This window comes from Agrococcus phoenicis (genome assembly GCF_047302415.1).
Classification (GTDB): domain Bacteria; phylum Actinomycetota; class Actinomycetes; order Actinomycetales; family Microbacteriaceae; genus Agrococcus.
This window is the reverse complement of record NZ_CP154854.1, coordinates 2,293,128-2,314,965: the sequence shown is the minus strand read 5'-3', so window position 1 is coordinate 2,314,965 and position 21,838 is coordinate 2,293,128. Positions and strand designations below refer to the sequence as shown.

At 72.1% G+C, this 21,838-nt stretch carries 21 protein-coding genes; 8 read left to right on the top strand and 13 right to left on the bottom strand.

Going from position 1 to position 21,838, the window contains the following annotated elements:
* The first annotated feature begins 45 nt into the window (after positions 1-45).
* The 7 genes from AA0Z99_RS11060 (at position 46) to AA0Z99_RS11030 (ending at position 8,133) form a co-directional block, all read left to right on the top strand.
* Entirely contained in the window at positions 46-1,167 is a 1,122-nt protein-coding gene (locus AA0Z99_RS11060) for an FUSC family protein (RefSeq protein ID WP_413317319.1), read from the top strand.
* 212 nt (positions 1,168-1,379) lie between these two features.
* Entirely contained in the window at positions 1,380-2,729 is a 1,350-nt protein-coding gene (locus AA0Z99_RS11055; RefSeq protein WP_413317317.1) for an NAD(P)H-dependent oxidoreductase, read from the top strand.
* Positions 2,730-2,826: 97 nt separating this feature from the next.
* Positions 2,827-3,381 (top strand): TRAP transporter small permease, encoded by a 555-nt coding sequence (locus AA0Z99_RS11050; RefSeq protein ID WP_413317316.1) that lies wholly within the window; start codon positions 2,827-2,829, stop codon positions 3,379-3,381.
* Entirely contained in the window at positions 3,381-4,709 is a 1,329-nt protein-coding gene (locus AA0Z99_RS11045; RefSeq protein ID WP_413317314.1) for a TRAP transporter large permease, read from the top strand. The genes AA0Z99_RS11050 and AA0Z99_RS11045 overlap by 1 nt, the downstream gene beginning before the upstream one ends.
* A 32-nt stretch (positions 4,710-4,741) precedes the next feature.
* The gene (locus tag AA0Z99_RS11040) at positions 4,742-5,758 is read left to right on the top strand and encodes a DctP family TRAP transporter solute-binding subunit (RefSeq protein ID WP_413317312.1); all 1,017 of its coding nucleotides are present in this window, start codon (positions 4,742-4,744) and stop codon (positions 5,756-5,758) included.
* Positions 5,759-5,914: 156 nt separating this feature from the next.
* On the top strand, positions 5,915-7,258 hold the full coding sequence (locus AA0Z99_RS11035) for an NAD(P)H-dependent oxidoreductase (protein WP_413317310.1): 1,344 nt from the start codon (positions 5,915-5,917) through the stop codon (positions 7,256-7,258).
* Positions 7,255-8,133 (top strand): NAD(P)-dependent oxidoreductase, encoded by an 879-nt coding sequence (locus tag AA0Z99_RS11030; protein WP_413317308.1) that lies wholly within the window; start codon positions 7,255-7,257, stop codon positions 8,131-8,133. The genes AA0Z99_RS11035 and AA0Z99_RS11030 overlap by 4 nt, the downstream gene beginning before the upstream one ends.
* A 23-nt stretch (positions 8,134-8,156) precedes the next feature.
* Here the strand turns inward: AA0Z99_RS11030 and AA0Z99_RS11025 are convergent, their stop codons facing one another.
* The 13 genes from AA0Z99_RS11025 to AA0Z99_RS10965 form a co-directional block, all read right to left on the bottom strand.
* On the bottom strand, positions 8,157-8,840 hold the full coding sequence (locus AA0Z99_RS11025; RefSeq protein WP_413317306.1) for a GntR family transcriptional regulator: 684 nt from the start codon (positions 8,838-8,840) through the stop codon (positions 8,157-8,159).
* A 50-nt stretch (positions 8,841-8,890) separates the two neighbouring features.
* On the bottom strand, positions 8,891-9,682 hold the full coding sequence (locus tag AA0Z99_RS11020) for an SDR family NAD(P)-dependent oxidoreductase (protein ID WP_413317304.1): 792 nt from the start codon (positions 9,680-9,682) through the stop codon (positions 8,891-8,893).
* A gap of 58 nt (positions 9,683-9,740) precedes the next feature.
* Entirely contained in the window at positions 9,741-10,619 is an 879-nt protein-coding gene (locus tag AA0Z99_RS11015) for a sugar phosphate isomerase/epimerase family protein (protein WP_413317302.1), read from the bottom strand.
* Between the two features lie 102 nt (positions 10,620-10,721).
* Positions 10,722-11,075, bottom strand: a complete 354-nt coding sequence (locus AA0Z99_RS11010; RefSeq protein ID WP_413317300.1) for a putative quinol monooxygenase — start codon at positions 11,073-11,075, stop codon at positions 10,722-10,724.
* 65 nt (positions 11,076-11,140) lie between these two features.
* Positions 11,141-12,070 (bottom strand): NAD(P)-dependent oxidoreductase, encoded by a 930-nt coding sequence (locus AA0Z99_RS11005; RefSeq protein ID WP_413320844.1) that lies wholly within the window; start codon positions 12,068-12,070, stop codon positions 11,141-11,143.
* Between the two features lie 147 nt (positions 12,071-12,217).
* Positions 12,218-13,423 (bottom strand): YncE family protein, encoded by a 1,206-nt coding sequence (locus AA0Z99_RS11000; RefSeq protein WP_413317298.1) that lies wholly within the window; start codon positions 13,421-13,423, stop codon positions 12,218-12,220.
* Positions 13,424-13,567: 144 nt separating this feature from the next.
* Complete coding sequence (locus AA0Z99_RS10995; RefSeq protein WP_413317296.1) at positions 13,568-15,046, bottom strand: lipase maturation factor family protein; 1,479 nt, start codon at positions 15,044-15,046, stop codon at positions 13,568-13,570.
* Between the two features lie 32 nt (positions 15,047-15,078).
* Positions 15,079-15,288 carry an antitoxin gene (locus AA0Z99_RS10990; protein ID WP_413317294.1) on the bottom strand — a complete coding sequence of 70 codons (210 nt, stop codon included), beginning with the start codon at positions 15,286-15,288 and terminating at the stop codon, positions 15,079-15,081.
* Positions 15,289-15,401: 113 nt separating this feature from the next.
* Positions 15,402-16,820 carry a phytoene desaturase family protein gene (locus AA0Z99_RS10985; RefSeq protein ID WP_413317292.1) on the bottom strand — a complete coding sequence of 473 codons (1,419 nt, stop codon included), beginning with the start codon at positions 16,818-16,820 and terminating at the stop codon, positions 15,402-15,404.
* Positions 16,821-16,935: 115 nt separating this feature from the next.
* The gene (locus AA0Z99_RS10980; protein WP_413317290.1) at positions 16,936-17,745 is read right to left on the bottom strand and encodes an SDR family NAD(P)-dependent oxidoreductase; all 810 of its coding nucleotides are present in this window, start codon (positions 17,743-17,745) and stop codon (positions 16,936-16,938) included.
* On the bottom strand, positions 17,742-18,494 hold the full coding sequence (locus tag AA0Z99_RS10975) for an SDR family NAD(P)-dependent oxidoreductase (protein ID WP_413317288.1): 753 nt from the start codon (positions 18,492-18,494) through the stop codon (positions 17,742-17,744). Before AA0Z99_RS10975 ends, AA0Z99_RS10980 begins: the two co-directional genes overlap by 4 nt.
* Entirely contained in the window at positions 18,491-19,810 is a 1,320-nt protein-coding gene (locus AA0Z99_RS10970) for an MFS transporter (RefSeq protein WP_413317286.1), read from the bottom strand. The genes AA0Z99_RS10975 and AA0Z99_RS10970 overlap by 4 nt, the downstream gene beginning before the upstream one ends.
* A 39-nt stretch (positions 19,811-19,849) precedes the next feature.
* The gene (locus tag AA0Z99_RS10965; protein WP_413317284.1) at positions 19,850-20,773 is read right to left on the bottom strand and encodes an alpha/beta hydrolase; all 924 of its coding nucleotides are present in this window, start codon (positions 20,771-20,773) and stop codon (positions 19,850-19,852) included.
* Between the two features lie 114 nt (positions 20,774-20,887).
* Between AA0Z99_RS10965 and AA0Z99_RS10960 the strand changes: the two genes are divergently transcribed.
* Positions 20,888-21,817: a LysR family transcriptional regulator gene (locus tag AA0Z99_RS10960; protein ID WP_413317282.1), complete on the top strand. Its 930-nt coding sequence runs from the start codon at positions 20,888-20,890 to the stop codon at positions 21,815-21,817.
* Positions 21,818-21,838 lie beyond the last annotated feature (21 nt).

The following is a 21,838-nucleotide window of genomic DNA, read 5'->3' as shown; positions in this document are numbered from 1 at the left end:
ACGACTTGGGGGACAAATGTGCGGCGTGAGGGCTAGCGTGGCTCTGTGACAGCTCCCCGCGTGCACTCGCTCGACCCGCAGGACGCCGCTGGCGCGGCCCGCACCGTGCGGATGCGAGCCTTCTTCGCAGCCTGGTTCCCGCCCGGCCGCGTCGTCAACGCGCTGCGCGCCGCAGCTGCGGCGATGGGCGCGTTCCTGGTCGGCACGCTGCTGCCCGGCCCCATCGCCGAGTACGCCTACGCTGCAGCCCTCGGCGCCTTCGTGGCGATCGGCACCAACCTCTTCAGCATCGCGCGCGCCGCGCTGCAGCAGACGGTGGCGCTGGCGATCGGCGCGGCGATCGGGCTCGCGCTGTTCAACCTCGACATGCCGGCCCTCGTCAAGATCGGCATCATCGCGGCGATCGCGGTGCTGCTCCCCGGCGCGGGCGCGCTCGGCGCCGGTGCGAGCTACGTACCCGTGGCGGCACTGCTCGTGCTCATGTTCGGCCGCATCGATCCCGACGGCTACGCCGTCGCGTACGTCGGCCAGTTCACGCTCGGGCTGGTGGTCGGCGTGCTCGTCAACGCGATCGCTCGCCCGCCCCTCTATGACCGGCAGGCGCGCGAGCGCCTGCGCATCGCGACGCGCTCCCTCGCCGATCGGGCCGACGCGCTGACCGACCTGCTGCGGGGCGACTGGCCGCCCGAGCAGCGCCACTGGCTCGAGTGGGGCCACGAGCTCGAGGTCTGGATCGCGGATCTCGAGGATGAGATGGTGCAGGCGCGCGAGAGCCAGCGCCTGAACCCGCGCACCCTGTGGCGCGCGCACGACCTCAGCCGGGACCGCGACGAGCTGGCGGCGCTGCGCGCCATCGTGCACCGCATGATCGACGTGCTCGACACGATCTCGAGCGCAGCCTGGGGCACGCCGATCGAGGTGCACATCGACGAGGCGGAGCGTGCGCTGACGGCGGATGCGCTGGCCGCCCTGAGCGCGCACCTGCGGTCGTGGGTCCAGGAGGAGGGCGTCGCGGACGCCTCCTTCGCCGCGGGCGAGGCGATCGACGCGCTCTACGCCCACGCGATCGCGAAGCCGCAGCCGGATTCCGGCGCCGCCGGTCTCGTGTTCTCGCTGCGCGCGATGCGCGAGCGGATCGATCGCGTGGCGTCGACCACCGCGCTCTGACGCCGTTCGGGGCTGCTCGCGCAGGCGCCGGCTCGGCCGCCCGGGCTGTGGCTCGGTCGCGCGCGGAGCGGTGATCGCCCGCGCCGCTGCCACGCCAGGACCTGCGGCGGACGGAGCCGGCGAAGCCACGAGCGGTTGACAGCGCGCGGCTTACGTTCTACTGTCAACAATCAAACACCCGCCTCGGGTCACGCCACTGCAAAGGAGCAGTCATGAACCTGCACACGCTGCTGCAGCGCCGCGCCGCGGACGCCGGCCCGATCCGCGTCGGGGTGATCGGGGCAGGCAAGTTCGCATCGATGTTCCTGACGCAGGCCTCGGTGACCCCCGAGCTGCACGTGGTCGGCGTCGCCGACATCGACGTGCCGAAGGCGAAGGCTGCGCTCGAGCGCACCGGCTGGAGCGCCGAGCGCTTCGCGGCGACGAGCCTCGACGAGGCGGCCCGCACCGGCCTGACGGCAGTCGTCGACGACTCGATGGCCCTCATCGCGCACCCCGCGGTCGAGGTGATCCTCGAGATCACCGGCAACCCGCTCGTGGGCACCGACCACGCGATCGCGGCGATCGACAACGGCAAGCACGTGATCATGGTCAACGTCGAGGCCGACTGCATGGTCGGCCCGCTGCTGCAGCGCCGGGCCGCCGCGGCCGGCGTCGTCTACTCCATGGCCTACGGCGATCAGCCGGCCCTCATCTCCGAGCTCGTCGACTGGTGCCGCACCGTCGGCTTCGAGGTCATCGCCGCGGGCAAGGGCACGAAGTACCTGCCCGAGTACCACGACTCCACGCCCGACACGGTGTGGGACTTCTACGGCTTCACCGACGAGCAGCTCGCCTCCGGCGACTTCAACCCCAAGATGTTCAACTCCTTCCTCGACGGCACGAAGTCGGCGATCGAGATGGCAGCGGTCGCCAACGGCACCGGGCTCATGCCGCAGCTCGACGGGCTCGCCTTCCCGCCCGCGGGCGTCGACGACCTGCCGCACGTCTTCCGGCCGCGCTCGCTGGGCGGCTCGCTCGACCACGCGGGCACCGTCGAGATCGCCTCCAGCCTCCACCGCGACGGCAGCGAGGTCGAGCGCGACCTCCGCTGGGGCGTCTACGTGACCTTCGAGGCGAAGACCGACTACGCCGTGCAGTGCTTCGCCGAGTACGGCGTCAAGACCGACTCCACCGGCCGCATCGGCTCCCTCTACCGGCCGTACCACATGATCGGCCTCGAGCTCGGGGTCTCGATCGCCAGCGCCGTGCTGCGCGGCGAGGCGACGGGAGCCCCGACCGGCTTCCGCGGCGATGTCGCCACGACCGCGAAGCGCGACCTCGCGGCGGGGGAGACGCTCGACGGCGAGGGCGGCTTCACGGTGTACGGCACGCTGCGGCCCGCCAGCTTCTCGCTCGAGCACGAGGCGCTGCCGCTCGGCCTCGCGCACAGCGCCAGGCTCGTGCGCGACGTGCCGAAGGGCGGCACGGTCAGCTGGGCCGACGTCGACGTGGATGCGTCGCTGTCGGCCGTCAAGGTGCGGCGCGAGCTCGAGGCCGAGTTCCGCGCCGAGCAGCCGTAACGATCCCGTAACTGATGACAGTCCGACTGTTGACAGCGGCGCATCCGCCTTGCTTCACTCATCACGGCCTAGCCGACCATTTCGCAAAGGAGCGAACATGCCAGCACTGCTCGAGCGCAGCCTGACCCTGCTCGACCGCGTCGTCCAGTGGGCGTGCGTCATCGCACTGGCCGTCATCACGCTCGCCGTGAGCTGGCAGGTGCTCACGCGCTACATCACCCGCGACTCCGCCTCGTGGACGGTCGAGGTCGCCTCGCTCGCCTTCGTCTGGCTCTCGATGCTCGCCATCTCGCTCGGCGTGCGCCAGGGCCGCCACATGGTGCTCGACATCTGGGAGTACGTGCCGGAGCGGCGCTGGCTGCGGATCACGATCACGACGATCGCCAGCGCACTCGTGCTCGGGACGCTCGTGGCGCTCGTGATCTTCGGCATGGAGGCGCTGCCGAGCGCGATGCGCCGCACCATGCCCGGCATCGACCTGCCCTTCGGCCTCATCTCGCTCGCCGTGCCCGTCGGCTGCACCATCTCGGCGATCTTCGCGCTCGAGGCCTGGTGGCGGCTCGTGCGAGAGCCGGACCCCGACGTCGACCCGCTGCCCTCCGCAGTGCTGTTCCAATCCGAAGACGACACGATGGTGAAGGGAGAGCTCTGATGGGTCCTCTGCTGCTCGGCAACTTCGGCGCGGCGATGCTGCTGCGCGTGCCCATCGGCTTCGCGCTCGCGATCGCCTCGCTCCTGACGCTCTGGCTCGTCACCGACACCCCGCTCGCGATCGGCGCCCAGCGCATCGTCGCCGGCATCACGCCCTTCGCGCTGCTCGCGATCCCGCTGTTCATCCTGGCCGGCGGCATCATGAACGCCGGCGGCATCACGAAGCGACTGCTGAACCTGGCCGACTCCATCGTCGGCGGGATGCGCGGCGGGCTCGCGCAGACCAACGTGCTCTCCGCGCTCTTCTTCGGCGGCATCTCGGGCTCCGCGGTCGCCGACATCTCGAGCCTCGGCCGCATCCTGATCCCGGCGATGAAGGCCCGCGACTACAAGGCCGCGTACTCCGCCGCCGTCACCGCCGCCGCGCCCATCGTCGCGCCGATCATGCCGCCCTCGATCACGATGATCGTCTACGGCGTCGTCTCGGGCACCTCGATCGGCCAGCTCTTCTTCGCCGGCATCGTGCCCGCCATCCTCTACATCGCCATGGTGATGGTGACGGTGCACCTGACGGTGCGCAAGCAGGGCTTCACCGACGAGCTGCAGGCGAACACGGCCAACCTCGACCTGATCGGCAAGACGCCGCCGGCCGAGCGCCCGCCGTTCTGGAAGTCGCTCTGGGGCGCGACGCCGGCGCTGCTGCTGCCGCTGCTGATCCTCGGCGGCATCCGCTTCGGCTGGTTCACCGCCACCGAGGCCTCGGCCGTGGCCGTCGTCTACGCGCTGCTCGTGGGCATCTTCATCTACCGCGAGCTGACGCTCAAGAAGCTGATCTCCTCGCTCGCCGAGTCGTCGCTGATGGTCGGCCTCATCATGCTGGTGCTCGCCGCCGCGCAGCTCTACTCGTGGGCGCTGACCTCCGGCGGCGTGCCGCAGGCGGCCGCCGACGCGATCTTCGCCTTCAGCGACAACCTCATCGTGCTGCTGATCCTCGTGAACATCCTGCTGCTGATCGCCGGCATGTTCATCGAGGCGAACGCAGCGCTCATCATCATCACGCCGATCCTCTACCCCGTGCTCACCGAGCTCGGCGTCGACCCCGTGCACCTGGGCATCATCATCGTCGTCAACCTGGGCATCGGCCTCATCACGCCGCCGGTGGGCATCGCGCTGATGCTCTCCTCCGAGATCGCGAAGGTGAAGTTCGTCTCCGCCATCCGCGCCTCGTGGCCGTTCCTGCTGTGCGGCCTCATCTACATGATCCTCATCACCTACATCCCGCAGATCTCGCTCTGGCTGCCGTCGCTGCTGTCGGTCAGCGCCGAGTGATGCTCCTGCAAGCCCCTAGGAAGGAACACGCCATGCGCAACTCCATCAAGACCCTCGCGGGTGTGGGCATCGTCGCCCTCGCCCTCACCGGTTGCTCGGCCTCTGGCGGCGACCCCGCTGCCAGCGGCGGAGCCGGGACCGGGGACGAGACCTACAACCTCGTGCTCGGCCACGCCGGATCCACCACGGACCCTCGCCAGTGGGCTGCCGAGCAGTTCGCCGAGCGGATCGAGGAGGCCACCGACGGCCGCGTCACCGTCGAGGTGCACTCCGACTCCACCCTCGGCACCTGGGAGGAGATGATCGACGGCCTCCAGATCGGCAGCACGCACATCGTCATCGAGTCGCTCCTCTCGCTCGAGGCATACACCGACCTCGCCTCCGTCGAGACCGCCCCGTTCCTCTACGACAGCGACGAGCAGTTCTTCGAGGTGTGGGAGGGCGAGCTCGGCTCCGAGATCCAGACGGCCGTCACCGAGGCCTCCGGCTACGCGACGCTCGGCAACATGTTCCGCGGCTCGCGCGAGCTCACCACCAAGGAGCCGGTGACGTCGCTCGAGGACCTCCAGGGCCTCACCATCCGCACGCCCAGCGCGCAGACGATGATGGACAGCTGGAACGCCCTGGGCGCTCGCGCCGAGGCGCTGCCGTTCAACGAGGTCTACTCGGCGCTCGAGTCGGGCGTGCTCGACGGGCAGGAGAACCCGCTCGACGCGATCCTGTTCAACTCGATCCACGAGGTCGCCCCGCACATCGCGATGACCGACCACATGTTCGCCAACTACCACTTCCTGATGTGGGACGAGGCGCTGCAGGCGTACCCGGAGGACATCCGCACGGCCATCCAGGAGGTCGCCGCCGAGGTGGGCCAGGAGTACACCGAGAACACGGTCACGAACCTCGAGGACTACCGCACGCAGCTCGAGGAGGGCGGCGCCGAGTTCCACGAGGTCGAGGACCGCGACGCCTGGATCGAGGCGACGCAGCCCGTCGTCGACGGCCTGCCCGACCAGGTGCAGACCTGGGTGGAGCAGATCCGCGGCATGTGACGCGACGGCGGGGGCCCGTCCCCTCGGGCCCCCGCCGCCCGCTCCATCCCCCCGGAGCACCCGCGCTGCGCCGAGCACCCAGGCGGCGCTGCACCATCCGTCGTGCTCCGGCACGCACCGACCACCACGCGCATCCCACACCACAGGAGTGACACCATGAATCTGCACGAGCTGCTCAAGGAGCGCGAGGCACAAGGCCGGCCGATCACCGTCGGCCTCATCGGCTCCGGCCGCTTCGGCACCATGTACCTCTCGCAGGCCCGCAACATCCCCGGCGTGCGCGTGCGCGCGATCGCCGACATCAACACGGCGCGAGCCCGCGAGTCGCTCGCCCGCGTCGGCTGGCCGGCGGAGGACGTCGTCGACTCGGTCGACGAGCTGAGCGAGGGCAAGACCGCGGTCATCGCCGACGCGATGGACCTCTTCGCCACCGACATCGACGTGATCGTCGAGGCGACCGGCAACCCGATCGTCGGCATCAAGCACGCGCTCGCCGCGATCGACTCCGGCAAGCACGTCATGATGGTGACGGTCGAGGCGGATGCGCTGGCCGGGCCCGCGCTCGCGAAGCGCGCCGCCGACGCCGGCGTCGTCTACTCGATGGCCTTCGGCGACCAGCCGGCGCTCATCTGGGAGCTCGTGGACTGGGCCCGCACCTCCGGCTTCGACGTCGTGTGCGCCGGCAAGGGCGCGAAGTACCTGCCCGGCTACAACCAGATGAACCCCGACAACGTCTGGGAGCACTGGGAGTTCTCGGAGGAGCTGAAGCAGTCGGGGCAGCTGAACCCCTACATGCACACCTCCTTCCGCGACGGCACGAAGGCCGCGATCGAGATGGCAGCCGTCGCCAATGCCGCAGCGCTCGTGCCGAGCGACGCCGGCCTGAGCTTCACCCCCGGCAACCTGGAGGAGATCGCGACGGTCTGCCGCCCGGAGTCCGTCGGGGGCGTGCTCTCGCACGAGGGCACCGTCGACGTCATGTCGAGCTACACGCGCGAGGGCGACTGGATCCCCCACAACACCCAGGAGGGCGTCTTCGTCGTCGTGAAGGCCACGAACGACTACGTCGCCGAGTGCTTCCAGGAGTACCCCTGGCACCCGGACCCCACCGGGCAGTACGCCGCGCTCTACCGCCCGTACCACTACGTCGGCCTCGAGCTGAACGTCTCGATCGCCAACGCCGTGCTGCGCGGCGTCGCGACCGGCACGGCCGTCGGGTTCACCGCGGATGTCGTGGCCACGGCGAAGAAGGATCTGGCAGCCGGCGACACGCTCGACGGCGAGGGCGGCTTCGCGGTCTACGGCAAGCTCGTCTCGGCCCGCACGTCGGTCGCCGAGGGCTACCTGCCGGTCGCGCTCGCGCACCACGTGCCGCTCAAGCGCGACATCAAGCAGGGCGAGAGCGTGCGCTGGGCAGACGTCGAGGTCGACGCCTCGCTCGACCAGGCGATCGAGCTGCGGCGCGAGACCGAGGCCCTCGCGGCGGCCGCAGCGGCATGACGCGCTCGCTCAGCCTCATCGGGCTGGGAGCGATGGGCCTGCCGATGGCTCGCCTGCTCGCGGCGCGCGGCGCGCTCACGGTGCACAACCGGAGCGCGCCGCGCGCGCACGCGCTCGCGGCCGAGGCGCCGTCGGTCAGCGTCGCGGCGACGCCCGCCGAGGCCGCGGCCGAGGTGGTGCTGACCGTGCTGCCCGACCTGCCGGAGGTGCGGGCGCTGCTGGACGGCCCCGACGGCCTGCTCGCGGGGTGGCGCCGCGCATCCGTCGACCGACCCATGCTCGTCGTCATGGGCACCGTCTCGGCGGTGGCGCTGCGCGAGCTCGCGATCCGGCTCACGCCGCACGGGGTCGAGGTGGTGGATGCGCCCATGTCGGGCGGCGTGCTGGGCGCTGCCGAGGGGCGGCTCAGCATCTTCGTCGGCGGCTCGGCCGCGCAGACCGCCGAGCTCGCCGAGGTGCTGGAGCCCTGCGCGAGCCTCGTCTCGCACATGGGGCCGACCGGCGCCGGCGCGGTCACGAAGCTCTGCAACCAGCTGGTGGTCGCCGAGACCATCGCGGCGCTCTCGGAAGCCTTCGCGCTCGCGCGCGCGAGCGGCATCGACCCTGCGGTGCTGGCCGATGCGCTCGGCTCCGGCCTCGCCGGCAGCGAGGCGCTGCGGCAGAAGCGGCACCACTGGATCACCGAGGGGTTCGCGCCCGGCGGCACGATCGACTACCAGGTGAAGGATCTGCGCTACGCGCAGCAGGCTGCGGCTGCGGCCGGGATCCGGCTGCGGGCGGCCGAGACCGCGCTCGCGCTGTTCGCGGACGCATCGGCGGCCGGCGACGGCGGCCTCGACCACACGGGCGTCTACCGCCAGGTGCTGCGCGACTGAGCCCGCGGCTTCGGCGGGCTGCCTCAGGCCGCGGCGTCGAGCCGCGCCATGATCGTCTCGCGCGCGCTGTCGTTGTGCTCGCGCAGCACCGCCCGCACCGCGACGGCGTCGCCGGACGCGATGGCGTCCACGATCGGCTCGTGGCGGCGGGCCGCCATGTTCGCGATCGCGGTGTCGCGCCCTGCCGCGGTGATGACCGCGCGAGCGAGGCCGCTGACGCGCCGCCAGGACTCCACGAGCGTCTGGTTGCCGCTCGCGACGCAGATGCGCTCGTGGAAGGCGAGGTCGGCGGCGACCTGGTCGGCGATCGGGCCCTCCTCGCTCTTGGCGAGCCGCTCGAGCGCCACCCGCAGCTCGGCGACGATCACGTCGAGGTCGTCGCGCACGCAGACCGCCTCGGCCGCGAGCGACTCGAGGGCGAAGCGCACCTCGAAGATGTCGCGGACCTCCGCCGGCGTGACGACGCGCACCGACAGGCGACCGCGGGCATCCTTCGACAGCAGCCCCTCCTCCTCGAGGTGGCGCAGCGCCTCGCGCAGCGTGCCGCGCGAGACGCCGAGCGATGCGCTCAGCTCGGTCTCGGCCAGGTGGGTGCCCTGCGGCAGCTCGCCGGTCGTCACCGCCTCGCGCAGGCGGTCGAGGATCAGCTCGCGCCTCGTGACGCGCTCGATCGCGCCGAGCGTGCTGAACTGTGCATCGAGGGCCATGCGGTCACCGTACCTGAGTCGTCGAACGTGGTCGCTGCGCCGGGTCCGGCTCAGTGGAGGTGGCTCGCGCCGTTGATGTCGATGTTCGTGCCCTGCAGGTAGGAGGCGTCGGGGCTCGAGAGGAAGGCGAAGACCGCGGCGATCTCATCGGTCGACGCGACGCGGCCGATGGGGATGTCGGCGGCGAGCCTCGCCTCCGACTCGGCGGTCGCGCCGACGCGGATGTTCGTGTCCACCGCGCCGGGGGTGACCGAGTTGACGGTGACGCCGGAGTCGGCGATCTCGCGCGCGAGCGCCTTGGTGAAGCCCAGCACCGCAGCCTTCGCGGCCGAGTAGGGCACCTTGCCGAAGACGCCGCCGCCGCGCTGCGCCGAGACGGACGACATGGTGACGATGCGGCCCCAGCCGGCCTCGAGCATGCCGGGCAGGAACGCCTTCGTCACGAGGTAGGTCCCGGTCGCGTTGACCGCCATGACCGTGTTCCAGAGCTCGAGCGTCGTCTCCAGGAACGGCACGGGCGAGGTGATGCCGGCGACGTTGGCGAGCGCCCCGACCACGGGCAGGCGGCCCGCCTCCACCTCGGCTTCGACGGCGGCCTGCGCGGCGGCGACCGCGGCCTCGTCGGCCACGTCGATCGCGGTGCCGAAGGCGGGCACGCCGTGGCGCTCGCCGATCTCGCGCGCGACCTGCGCGGAGCGCTCGGCGTCGAGGTCGAGGATCACGACGGCCCAGCCCTCTCGGGCGTAGCGGTCGGCGACGGCCATGCCGATGCCGCGCTCGCTCGTGGCGCCGGTGATGACGGCGGTGCGCTGCGGGGTGGATGCGCTGGTGGTGTCGGTCATGGGGGCTCCTCGGGTGTGCGGGGTGAGTGGGGAAGCGGTGGTGGGCGCAGCAGGGTGCTCAGCGCGCCGCGGATGCGGCCATGGCGTCGCGCAGGCGGGTGAGGGATCGCTCGGCGATGCCGGCGAGCTCGGCGCGGCGGTCGCCCTCGACGGCGCTCGTCGCGTCGTCGACGTAAGCGCGCGAGGGCTGCTCGAGGATGCGCGCTCCCGAGTAGCCGATCTCGTCGAGCGCCCGGAAGGCGGCGGCGAAGTCGACGTCGCCCTCGCCGATCCGGCGGCTGAAGTCGCCCCGCACCGCGTCGCGCAGGTGCACGTGGGCGATGCGGCCCTGCCAGTCGGCGATCGTGCCGGGCAGGTCGTCGCCCGCGGCCGTCACGTGCGCGACGTCGAGCACGATGCCGACGCGTGCGCCGGCGGCGTCGAGCCGGCCGTGCAGCGCTTCGGCGCGCTCGCGGCCCCAGCTGAAGCGCAGGTAGTGCAGCGACTCGATCCACAGCTCGACGCCGTGGGTGCGTGCAGCGTCTGCGGCGGTGGCGAGGGCGTAGGCGATGCGGTCGAGGTCGGCGGACTCGCTCTCGACGGGCTCGTGCCCGAGCGCACCGCAGGGCAGCACGAGCGCTCGCGCACCGATCGCCGCGGTGAGCCGCAGCAGCCGATCGAGGTGCCGGTCGCGTGCTGCCTCGTCGGCGCTCGGGTCGTTCAGATCGCCGATGTCGCCGTTGACGCTGCGCACGGTGAGCCCGGATGCGGCGATGTCGGCCACGACGCGGTCGATGGCGTCGTCGTCGAGGTCGAAGGGCACGTGGTCGCAGACGCCGGGGAGCGCGCCGAGGTCGATCTCGGTGACGCCGAGCGCGGCGATGTCGGCCAGCGCATCCGCGAGCGGCAGGTGCTGGAACGTGATCGTCGAGCAGCCGAGCCCTGTGGGCAGCGACATCGTCGTCTCCTCCCGCGCCGTCGATCGTCGTCGGCGTCACCCGCAGTGTATGACGTCCAACTGTTGACAATCAACAGTGACGTGCGGCGAGCGCCGTCCGCATCAGGGGAGGATGCGCCCCTTGCGATCGCCGATCGGGATCGGCCGGTAGCGCGTCACCTCGACGGGCGTGCGCAGCAGGCCCTCGAGCTCGGCGTTGAAGTCGGCGACGGGCGCCCCTGCGCCGTGCGCGTCGAGCAGGGCAGCGGAATCCCAGTGCTCGATCATGATGATCGTGCCGTCCTCGGCCTCCTGGATGGCGTAGAGGTTGCATCCCTCCTCCTCGTGCACGCGCGGGATCACGCGCTCCATCGCGGCGAGCACGCGCTCGCGCGCGCCCTCGGCGGGCCGGAACGTGGCGGTCACGACCAGCGGCTGGTCGGTCGTCTCGGGGGTCTGCGCGGTCTGGGTGCTCATGGTGCTCCTGCTCTGTCAGCGGTCGGTCGGGGTCGGTGCTCGGTGGTCGGTGCCGGCGCGGCCGGTCAGCGCGCTGCGGACGGATAGGTCTCGATCACGCTGCTGTCGTCGCGGCGCTCGAGACCCGCATCCGCTGCGCGCAGGAGGCGCTCGCGCGCTGCGGCCAGCACGGGCACCTCGGCGCCGCTGGCCTCGGCGGCGTCGGCCACGAGGCCGGAGTCCTTCACGAAGATGCCGATGGTGCTGAGCACCGGCGCCGCCTCGCCCTGCAGCATCCGGGGAGCGCGGTCGCTGAGCATCCAGGAGCCGGCCGCGCCACCGGCGACGAGCTCCAGCACCGTCGCGCGGTCGAGGCCGAGCGACGCGCCGAGCGCGAGCGCCTCTGCCGCGGCCACCAGGTGCACCGAGCAGAGGTGCTGGTTGACGACCTTCACCGATTGGCCCCTGCCCGGCTCGGCGCCGACGACCCTGATGTCGCCCATCGCGGCGAGCAGCTCTGCCACCTCTGCCAGCGCCCCGTCGGGCCCGGCGGCGAAGATCACGAGCTCGCCCACGGACGCTCGGGCGACGCCGCCGGTCACCGGCGCGTCGACCACCCGGGCACCCGCGGCCTCGAGGTGCGCGGCCGCGCGGGCGAGCGCATCCGGACCGACCGTCGACATGATCACCCAGGTGCGGCCAGCGGCGACGGATGCGGTGATCGCATCGTCGACCAGGGCATCGAGCTGGTCGGGGGTGGCGACCATGACGATGACGGTGCCCGCTGCGGGCGCGTCGACGATGGAGGCCACCGCCGGGATGTCCAGGGATGCGGCGCGATCCCTCGCCGCCGCGAACGGGTCGACGCCGGTGACCGGGTGGCCGGCCGCGGCGACGCGCTGCGCCATGGGCGTGCCGATCGCGCCGAGGCCGACGAAGGTGATGGGGGAGTCGGTCATGCGGTGTCCTCCTCGGCGGCGCCACCGTTGGCGCTGCGGGGTCTCGGGGCGACAGATCGTGTCGAACTGTCAACATTGGGAAGCCTAGCGAAGCGGCGCGTGCTGCTCCAGAGCGATCTCGGCCGTGAGCCGCGAGCCGTGAGCCGCGAGCCGTGAGCCGCGAGCCGTGAGCCGCGAGCCGTGAGCCGTCGGCCCGGGCCGCGGCTACGGCAGGCTCGGCCCGAGTGACGCGACGACGACGTGCTGCGGCCGCCCCTGCAGCGGGATCTCACGCGCGGCGCCGCTGACCGGGTCGACCACGGTGAGGCCGTCCCACCAGCCGTCGCGCGTGAAGCCGCCCGCGAGCACGGCGGCCCACGCCGGATCGCCCGCCGGCCCGGCTGCGCCCGTCGCGGCGGCATCGCCCGAGCCGGGCCAGATCGCCACCGCCTCGTGCGGATGCGCGAGCGGGATCACCCGCTCGTCGCCCGTCGAGGGGTCGAGGAACGACACGTTCGGCGCGCCGGTTGCCGTGCCGAACGGGCCCGTGCCTGCGGCGACGAGCGTGCCGTCCGGCGCCGTCGCGATGCCGTGCTGGTGCGAGTTCGCGGTGGTCTCGAGGCGCTCGGTCTCACCGGTGGCGGGGTCGAGGAGCACCGTGACGAGGCCCTGGTAGGGCAGCGCGATGCGGCCGTCGGCGGTGATCGAGCCGTAGTGCGGCTTCTCCCAGCCGGCGAAGCCGAGGTTGCCGAAGGGCGCGATCTCGACCGAGCGCACCTCGAGCGACCCCGGATCGACCAGCGAGACCGAGTAGCTGTCGTGGTCGACGGTCGCGACCCACTCGCCGGCGGGGTCGGCGAGCACGTCGAACGGCCGCACGCCCACCTCGACGCTGCCGACGAAGGCGCCCTCCGAGACGTCGAAGACCTCGAGCCAGGCCGGGTTCGGCCACTCGTGCACGGCGACGAAGACCCGATCGCCATCGGGCGAGACGGCGAGGCCGAGGCCACCGTCGCGGTACTCGCCGAACTCGGCCGCGGCCGGCTGGTGCTCGTAGGGCACGAGCGCGGTGCGCTCACCCGCTGCCAGGTCGACGATCGCGAGACCCTCCGCGGTCGAGACGTAGGCGGTGCCGTCGTGCGCGGCGACGCCCCAGGGCGCGGCGCCGACCTCGATCAGGTCGGGCAGCGGTTCTGCGGCATCGGGGTCGACGACGGCGAGGGCGTCGGATGCGGCGAGGGTCGCCAGGAGCACAGGCTGCGGCTCGGATGCGGTCGCCTGCGGGGGCGCCGGCGTCGCGCTCGGGGTCGGATCGCCCGTCGCTGCGGACGGGGACGCCGATTGCGCAGGCGCGAGCGCGCCGGGCGCGCAGCCGACGAGCAGCGCCGCCGTCAGCGCCGCGACGACGCCGGCCCTGATCCTCGCCCGCATGCGTCCATCGTGGCAGGCGCCGGTTGAGTCCGTTCTCACTGCAGTGCGAGGTCGACGTGCTCCGTTGGTGCCTTGCTCAGCGCACTTCGTCCTATCGCTGCATCGCGACCAGCGGGGTGGACCGGCGGGCGCTGACGTTGCGCCTCAACCGGGCAGGCGCGTCGGCGCGATCAGCAGGCCGCGAGCCTCGCGCATCCACACCTGACCGGTGGCGCGGCGCTCTGCGCGCGTCGCGAAGCGGTAGCGGTAGACGCGGGCGCGCACCCACTGCGGCCGCTCGCCGCGGAAGGGATCGCGGCCGAGCAGTCGCAGCGTCGCCGGGTCGGCCTCCAGCAGCCGCTCCAGCAGCACCTCGAACCAGCGGCCGGAGGAGCCGAGCGCCAAGAACCACATCAGCCAGTCGAGCCGCAGGTGGTAGGGCGCGAACCAGCCGGGCACCCGGCGCACGTCGCCCGGCTTGCCCTTGAAGCCGTACTCGACCCACGCGTCGTCAGCCGGCGCATCCGCCCCTCGCGCCTCGTCGAACGCGGCGCCCTCGATGACGATCTCGTCGCGCGCCCTCGTCACCGTGCCGAAGGCGCCGTAGGCGTTCGCGAGGCGCAGGCGGTTGAACGACGCGTTCATGAGCTGGCGGCGCGAGGCGAGGTTGCGCACCGCCGGGATCGACAGCCAGGCGTAGGCGAGGAAGACGAGGGCGACGAGGATGCTCCACCACAGCGGCGTCGGGGCGTAGGCGTGCGCGGAGGGCAGCGCGGGCACGAGCCAGGCGACGGCGCGATCGTCGACGGCGGCGAAGGCGAGCACGATCGTGAGCCAGTTGAGCCAGGCGAAGTTGCCGGTCAGCACGAGCCACAGCTGCGTCACGATCACCGCGGCGGCAGCGGCGCTCGCGATGGCGGCGGCGACCGGATGCGGCACCACGATCGCGAAGAGCAGCCACGGGATCGCGAGCTGCGCCACGTGGTTGCCGAGCACCTCACCCTTATGGAGCCATCGCGGCAGCAGGTGCGCCCAGCGGCTGAGGGGGCCCGGCATCGGCTGCGTCTCGTGGTGATAGGTCAGCGCCGTGAGGTCGCGCCACTCGTGCCCGCCGCGCATCTTGATCATGCCGGCGCCGAACTCGACCCGGAAGACGAGCCAGACGACGAGCAGCAGCGCGAGCGTCGGGGGAGCCGTCGCGTTCGAGCCGAGGAATGCGACCAGGAACCCGGCCTCGCACAGCAGCAGCTCCCAGCCGAAGCCGTAGAAGACCTGGCCGACGGGCAGGATCGAGAGGTAGCCGATCCAGAGCGCGAGGAAGGCGAGCATCGGCACCCACGGCGGGCCGAGCTGCGGCAGGCCGGCGACGAGCGAGACGGCGATGGCGATGCCCGCGATGCAGAGGGTGCGCAGGCGCCGGTCGGAGTAGCCCCAGCGGAACAGCGACGGCTGGGTGCGCAGCGCCCCGGAGTCGACCACGCGAGTGGCCGGCATCAGGCCGCGCTCGCCGAGCAGCGCGGGGAACTGCAGCAGCGTCGAGAGGAGCGCGACGGCGAAGACGGCGGCGACGCCGCGCTGCAGCACTTGGCGCGCCAGCTCGGCGTGCGGGGCGTCGAGCCAGGCGGCGATGCTCGCCCACTCCATGGCTCAACGCCCCGATGCTGAGCGGCGAGGGCCTACTGGTTGCCGATCTTGCCGTCGATGTTCGCCCGCACATCCTCGATCTTGTCGGCGTGCTCGCCGCCCGTGACCTGGTTGGCCTTCTCCGCGACGGCGCGCAGCACGTTGTCGCTGATGTCCTCGGCCTGCTCGCTCTTGAGGGCCTCGTCGATCTGCTCCTTGTTCGCCTCGACGAACTCCTTGGCCTTGTTGGTCAGGTCGTCCATTGCGCCCATGCGTCCACCTCCGGTGTCAGGCTCGAGCGCACCCGGATGGCGTGCCGCCGCCGTGCCTGCACGGTAGCGGCAGCGGCTGACTCGGCGCTACAGGTCGCGCGTCGTCAGAGCGCGCGCAGCGCCGCGTGCGCCGCGTGCCAGCCGCTCATGCCGTGCGCGCCGCCGCCAGGTGGGGCCGACGACGAGCACAGGTAGACCCGCCCGCCGCGGCCGGTGACGGGCACGCGGTAGGGGTTCGTGAGCCGGGGCCGCGCGAGCTGCTGCGTGCCCGCGAGCGTGCCGCCGCCGATCGAGCCGCCGACGAGGTTCGGGTTCCACAGCTCCAGCGCCGCGGGCGTCGCCGGCCGCCGGTCGAGGATCCGCTCGCGGAACCCCGGCGCGAAGCGCTCGATCTGCGTCTCGATGGCCGCCGACGCGTCGCCCGGCCAGCCGAACGGGACGTGCGCGTACGCCCACACCAGGTGCTTGCCGGCGGGAGCACGCTCCGGCTCGGCCACGGTGGGCTGCGTGAGCAGCACGAACGGCTCCTCGGGCATGCGCCCGACGGCGACGTCGTGCTCGGCGGAGGCGATCTCGCGCATCGTGCCGCCCAGGTGCACGGTGCCGGCACGGGCGACGCGCTCGTCCTCCCAGGGGATGGGGCCCTCCAGCAGCAGGTCGAGCTTCGACACCGCCGGACCGTACCTCCAGCGCCGCAGGCGCGTGGCGTAGGGCGCGTCGAGCTGTTCGCCCGCGATCCGCGCCAGCTGGTGCGGGGTGACGTCGAGCAGCACCACGTCGCCGGGCACGTCGCGCAGGTCGCGCACCTCCACGCCGGTCTGGATGCGGGCGCCGGCTGCCTCCGCGACGCGCGCGAGCGCATCGGCGATCGACTGCGAGCCGCCCTTCGCGAACGGCCACCCGGCCGAGTGGCCGACGCCGCCGAACGCGACGCCGAAGGCGCTCGTGAGCGGGTGGCCCAGCGGCAGGGTCGCGTGCGTGACGCTGCCCGAGAACAGCGCCTGCGCGGCGCCGGAGCGGAAGGCGGTGCGCGCGAGCAGCGTCGACGGCCACGCCCCGCGCGCACCGAAGCGGGCGAGCAGCAGCGGGTCGTCGGGCCAGCGCAGCAGCGGGCCCATGATCGCCTTCGCGGTGCCGAGCGGGTCGTCGGTGGCGGGCGCGTGCACGCGCAGCCAGGCGTCGCGGTCGACGCCGAGCTCGCGAGCGGTCTGCTCGGCGTCGCGGTGCAGGATGGCCGCGCGGCCACCGGGCAGCGGGTGCGCCAGCGGGTAGTCGGCGTGCACCCACTCGAGGCCGTGCTGCTCGAGGCCCAGCTCGCGGAACGCGTGGCTCGTCACGCCGAACGGATGCGCGGCGGCGCCGAGGTCGATGAGCGCCTGGTCGCCGAACGCGGGGGCGGATGCGACCGCGCCGCCGATCGTGTCGAGCCGCTCGAGCACGGTGACGTCGAGGCCGGCGCGGGCGAGCACCGCGGCGGCGGTGAGCCCGTTGGGGCCGGCGCCGACGATCGTCGCGGTGGTCATCGCCCCAGCCTCTCGCGGTGCTCTGGGGCGTGCAAGCGGGCGCCTCCCAGTCGCGTGCGGCATGCTCCCGACCTGCCGCACAGTCGGGCGCGCTGCCCGGCAGCGGAACCCTGGGCTATGCGTGCTGGGGCGCGCTGAGCTTGCCCGCGCGCCGCCCGATCACGGAGTAGATGCCGGCGCCCAGCATGCCGCCATCGACCGCCAGATCTGCGCCGGTGATGAACGAGGCGGCCGGGCTCAGCAGGAAGAGGACCGATCGCGCGATCTCACGCGGATCCGCTCCCCGGCCGAGTGGCGTGAGCTCGCGGTTGCCCTCGTAGAAGCCGCGCGCGTCCGCGTCATCCAGCCCGCTGTGCTGGGTCAGCGCCATCGGGGTGTCGACCAGCCCGGGAAGCACCGCGTTCACGCGAACGCCGAGCGGCGCGAACTCGATCGCCGCCGCCTTGGTCAAGCCGCGCAGACCCCACTTGCTGGCCGTGTAGGCCGCGCTGAAGTAACCGGTCGCTCCGGCGGTCGAGCTCACGTTGACGATCGATCCGCCCGGGGGCATCAGCGGCCCGAGGGACTTCGTGCCGAGGAACGCGCCCGAGAGGTTGATGCCGAGCAGGCGGTCCCACTCCGGCAGGCTCGTCTCGGTCACCGTCTTCCGCAGCGTGATGCCGGCGTTGTTCACGAGGCCTCGCAGCGGCCGCCCCTCGATCGCGGCGGCCACACGCTCCCACGTCCGTTCGTCGCTGACGTCACCCTCGATGATCGAGGCGTCGGCCGCCCACTCCGCGGCGATCGGGTCGCGATCCACGGCGATCACCGCTGCGCCGGCCTCGAGCAGCAAGGCGACCTCCGCCGCGCCCTGGCCGCGACCCGCACCGGTCACCACGAAGGTGCCGCCGGTGAAGAACATCCGGTCCTCGGCCTCGGCGCTCATGCCCGCGACTTCCCGCCGTCGACGAAGAGGGTGTGGCCCGTGACGTAGCTCGCCTGGTCGCTCACGAGGTACGCGACCGCATCCGCCACCTCCCTGGTGGAGCCGAGGCGGGGCAGCGGCGTGCCGCTCAGCAGCGCGTCGCGCTCGGCCGGATCGTCATGCATCCAGGCGCTCATCGGCGTGAGGATGTAGCCGGGCGCCACGGCGTTCACGCGCAAGCCCGCGCTGCCCCATTCCGTCGCGAGGCAGGCGGTGAGGTGGGCCACCCCTGCCTTCGCGGCGGCGTAGTCAGGGCATTGCGGGCGAGCGGTGAAGCCCGCGTAGCTCGACAGGTTCACGATCGCCCCAGCGCCCTGGCGCACCATGTGGCGCGCGGCGGCCTGCGCGCCGAAGAAGGTCGCGGTCAGGTTGACGTCGATGGTGCGTCGCCACGCCTCGGGCTCGAGCTCGAGCGCAGGCGTGCGCTGCAGGTAGCCCGCGTTGTTGACCCAGATGTCGATCGACCCGTGCTGCTCCACGACGGCGTCGGCGAGCGCGCGCACCGCCGCGACATCGGTGACGTCGAGCTGTCGCAGCTCCGCTCCCGCGGGCGCACTGCGGCCCGCGGCCTCCCGGTCGGTGCCGATGACCGTCGCGCCGCGTGCGGCGAGGCCCTCCACGATCGCCGTGCCGATGGCGCCAGCAGCGCCGGACACGACGGCGATCTTGCCGCTCAGATCACCGGCGCTCGCGTCGCTCGGCGCCGTCATCGCGCAGCCTCGATCTCGGTGAGCTCGACGCCGCGGGTCTCGCGGATGATGATCGCCGCCACGACGGCGAGCAGGCCGAGGAACATGACCCATACGGAGAACAGCCAGCTCATGCCGATCGAGGTGAGCCAGGTGTTCAGGTAGGGGGCCGTGCCTCCGAAGATCGCGACCGACAGCGAGCTGAGCAGGCCGACGCCGAGCGCGCGCTGCTTCGTTGGCATCTGCTCCGCGATCAGCGTCGGGTAGATCGAGGCGACGATCGCCCACACCGCGAGTCCGATGCCCTGGGAGACGAACAACGTCCACGGCTCGCTGCCGAGGATCCAGTGGACGGGGAAGGCCACGACCACCACGCCGATGCCGTAGACCGCGAGCATCGGCTTGCGGCCGAAGCGGTCGGCGAGGTGCCCGAACAGGGGCAGCAGCAGCAGCACGACGCACTGCGCGAGCAGGCTGGCCACGAACGCGCCGTTCGGCTCCATGCCGTGGTTCGCGATCGCGAAGCTCGGCGCGAAGGTGACCCACGTGTAGTACGCGACGTTCGAGGCAGCCGAGAACAGCACCACCTTGGCGACGATCAGCGCCACGGCGCGCGGTGACGCCTTCGGTGCGTCCGGCTCCTGGATCTCCTGCTCCTGCTCGCCGTGTTCGAAGACCGGGCTCTCGGAGGCCGCTCGACGGAGGTACAGCGCATACAGCCCCAACAGCGCGCCGATCGCGAAGCCGATGCGCCAGCCGAACGATCCCATGTCGGACTCGGAGAAGATGGCGGTCAGCACCACGCCGGTCAGCGTCGCGAGCATGACACCGATGGTGACGCTGACGAAGACCGAGCTCGACCAGAGCCCGCGATGCTTCGCCGGAGAGATCTCGGCGACGTAGGTGTACGAGACACCCGACTCACCGCCGTGCGCGAGGCCCTGCAGCAGCCGAGCGGCGGTGAGCAGCACCGACGCCCACACGCCGATCTGCTCGAACGACGGGATCAGCGCGATGGCGAGGCTCGCGAGCGCCATCGTCATCATCGTCATGATGAGCGCTCGCTTGCGACCGATGCGGTCGCCCAGGCGGCCGAAGAGCAGGCCGCCAAGAGGGCGGGCGATGAAGCCGGCTGCGAAGACCGCGAGCGTCGCCAGCAGGGCGGAGGTGGGGTCGGTGGACTCGAAGAAGCTCGCGCCGAGGTAGACGGCGAAGGTCGCGTACAGGGTCCAGTCGAACCACTCGAGGACATTGCCGGCAACGGCGGCGCGCAATGAGCGCAGCCGGGAGCGGAGGTCGAGCTCGACAGTCGAGCTCGCGGTGGTGGGGGTGGTCATGGTCGTCAACTCCATTGTTGAGGGTGGGAGGGGTGAGGGTCAGAGGTGCTCGGCGAACCACTCGGCCGCTGCGGTTGAGGTGCGCTCGAACTCCTCGGTGTAGGCGCGGTAGTGGCCGCCGTCGAGGAGCTCGAGCCGCTTCGGCTCGAGCGCCCGGTTGAACGCGGCGAGCTGGAGGTCGGTCGGCGTCTGCTTGTCGGCTGAGGCGACGATCATGAGCAGTGCCTTCGGCCCGATGCGGTCGATCCATGCGCCGGGCTCGTAGGTGCGCGCCAGCTCCAGGGACTTCAGCGTCGTCTCGTTGCGCCACTCCGGACACCGCTCCGACTGGCCGATCATGTAGCCGTGCGAGTCCGGACCGGGGTAGGCGACGGGCGCATCCGGGTCGGAGCTGACCGAGGTGATCATCGTCGGTGCATCGCCGCGCAGGCGTGCCGCGCGATCCTCGTGGAACCGCTCGTGGAGGGCTGCGAGCCGATCGGGTGCCGTCTTCCGCAGCCCCGCGGCGTAGCCGCTGATGGTCGGCACCTGCGACACCACCGCGCGCACCCGGCTATCCGTGGCTCCGACCACGAGCACGTGCCCGCCGCTGTAGCTGGATCCCCAGATCCCGATCCGACCGGCGGCGACGCCGTCCTGACCGTCGAGGAAGGTGATGGCGTTGCGGTAGTCCTCGATCTGGTCGAAGGGGTCAAGCTCCTGGCGAGGCTCGCCACCGCTCTTGCCCAGTCGCCGGAAGTCGAAGGTGAGTGCGGCGATGCCTCGGGCGGCGATCACCTTCGCGTAGTCCTCGAGGTCGCCGCCGGCCACCATGCCCCAGCCGTGCCCGAGCACGACTGCGGGCGCGTCCGCTGCACCGAGGGGCATGTACAGGGTCCCTCGGAGCGGTGTGTCTGGATCGCCGAAGGTGACCGGTGTCACATCGAAGCGGGCGGGCGGCGCGACTGCGTGCGTGGAATGCATCGTTGGCTCTTCCTTGAGTCATCGAGAAGGTGTGGAGCCAGCGTCGCTCGGCTGTGTCGAATGATCAACGACGAAGGAGCCTAGGATCAATCGGAGAAGCCGATAGGAGTCGCCATGGACACGCGCAAGCTCGAGTGCTTCCTCGCGCTCGCGGAGGAGCTGCACTTCGGCCGCGTGGCCGAGCGGCTGCACCTGGGGCAGGCGACGGTGTCCGAGGCCATCCGCGCACTCGAGCGCGACGTCGGCGAGCCGCTCTTCGAGCGCACCAGCCGCCGGGTCGCCCTGACGCCCGGCGGCGAACGACTCCGGGATGAGCTGGAGACGCCCCTCGCTGCGGTGCTGGAAGCGCTCGCCGGCGCGCAGCGGCGCGCGAGGGGCGTACCGGACGTGCTGCGGATCGGGTATCTGGGCGGCGGGCTCTACGAGTATCAGCGCCCCGTCGTGGCCGACTTCGAGCGCCGAGTGCCCGGCGTCGACCTGCAGTTCGTGGAGCTCACGTACTCCAACCAGATCAGCGCGATCCGCGCGGCCGAGGTCGATGCCTCGATCGTTCGCGCCCCGATCGGCGCCGGCGACTTGCTCCGCGGCGCGATCCTCATGCGCGATCACCGCATGCTGGTCGTGCCGAGCGGTCATCGACTGGCACATCGCAAGCTGGTGGATCCCGAGGAGCTCGAGGGCGAGAGCATGATCCAGCTGCCGCCAGGCACGATGACGGAGGATTGGCTCGCCTTCCATCTGCCTCTCGTCACGCCAGGGGGGCGTCAGCTCGCGCCGGGGCCGGTCGTCGCGACCATCCGGGAGGGACTTGGGGCGGTCGCCCGCGGGCAGGCGGTGATGACGATCAGCCAGCGCGCGCAGCAGTACTTCTCGCACCCGGGGACCGCATTCGTCGAGATCGACCTCCCCCCGACGGAGACCGCGCTCGTCAAGCGGCGGGGCGACCAGCGCCGCGTGCTCGACGAGCTCGAGCGCGCCGCGCGCAAGACCGCGGCGCGCTACGGCTCGCTCGTCGAGCAGCGGGAGCTCTGGGTGCCCGCCTGAGCGCGGCACGCATAGCGTGCA

Excerpts from the sequence above, each read along its gene's own strand:
- AA0Z99_RS11055 (WP_413317317.1), top strand. The coding sequence starts at position 1,380 with ATGAACCTGCACACGCTGCTGCAGCGCCGCGCCGCGGACGCCGGCCCG.
- AA0Z99_RS11050 (WP_413317316.1), top strand. The coding sequence starts at position 2,827 with ATGCCAGCACTGCTCGAGCGCAGCCTGACCCTGCTCGACCGCGTCGTC.
- AA0Z99_RS11045 (WP_413317314.1), top strand. The coding sequence starts at position 3,381 with ATGGGTCCTCTGCTGCTCGGCAACTTCGGCGCGGCGATGCTGCTGCGC.
- AA0Z99_RS11040 (WP_413317312.1), top strand. The coding sequence starts at position 4,742 with ATGCGCAACTCCATCAAGACCCTCGCGGGTGTGGGCATCGTCGCCCTC.
- AA0Z99_RS11035 (WP_413317310.1), top strand. The coding sequence starts at position 5,915 with ATGAATCTGCACGAGCTGCTCAAGGAGCGCGAGGCACAAGGCCGGCCG.
- AA0Z99_RS11030 (WP_413317308.1), top strand. The coding sequence starts at position 7,255 with ATGACGCGCTCGCTCAGCCTCATCGGGCTGGGAGCGATGGGCCTGCCG.
- AA0Z99_RS11025 (WP_413317306.1), bottom strand. The coding sequence starts at position 8,840 with ATGGCCCTCGATGCACAGTTCAGCACGCTCGGCGCGATCGAGCGCGTC.
- AA0Z99_RS11020 (WP_413317304.1), bottom strand. The coding sequence starts at position 9,682 with ATGACCGACACCACCAGCGCATCCACCCCGCAGCGCACCGCCGTCATC.
- AA0Z99_RS11015 (WP_413317302.1), bottom strand. The coding sequence starts at position 10,619 with ATGTCGCTGCCCACAGGGCTCGGCTGCTCGACGATCACGTTCCAGCAC.
- AA0Z99_RS11010 (WP_413317300.1), bottom strand. The coding sequence starts at position 11,075 with ATGAGCACCCAGACCGCGCAGACCCCCGAGACGACCGACCAGCCGCTG.
- AA0Z99_RS11000 (WP_413317298.1), bottom strand. The coding sequence starts at position 13,423 with ATGCGGGCGAGGATCAGGGCCGGCGTCGTCGCGGCGCTGACGGCGGCG.
- AA0Z99_RS10995 (WP_413317296.1), bottom strand. The coding sequence starts at position 15,046 with ATGGAGTGGGCGAGCATCGCCGCCTGGCTCGACGCCCCGCACGCCGAG.
- AA0Z99_RS10990 (WP_413317294.1), bottom strand. The coding sequence starts at position 15,288 with ATGGACGACCTGACCAACAAGGCCAAGGAGTTCGTCGAGGCGAACAAG.
- AA0Z99_RS10985 (WP_413317292.1), bottom strand. The coding sequence starts at position 16,820 with ATGACCACCGCGACGATCGTCGGCGCCGGCCCCAACGGGCTCACCGCC.
- AA0Z99_RS10980 (WP_413317290.1), bottom strand. The coding sequence starts at position 17,745 with ATGAGCGCCGAGGCCGAGGACCGGATGTTCTTCACCGGCGGCACCTTC.
- AA0Z99_RS10975 (WP_413317288.1), bottom strand. The coding sequence starts at position 18,494 with ATGACGGCGCCGAGCGACGCGAGCGCCGGTGATCTGAGCGGCAAGATC.
- AA0Z99_RS10970 (WP_413317286.1), bottom strand. The coding sequence starts at position 19,810 with ATGACCACCCCCACCACCGCGAGCTCGACTGTCGAGCTCGACCTCCGC.
- AA0Z99_RS10965 (WP_413317284.1), bottom strand. The coding sequence starts at position 20,773 with ATGCATTCCACGCACGCAGTCGCGCCGCCCGCCCGCTTCGATGTGACA.
- AA0Z99_RS10960 (WP_413317282.1), top strand. The coding sequence starts at position 20,888 with ATGGACACGCGCAAGCTCGAGTGCTTCCTCGCGCTCGCGGAGGAGCTG.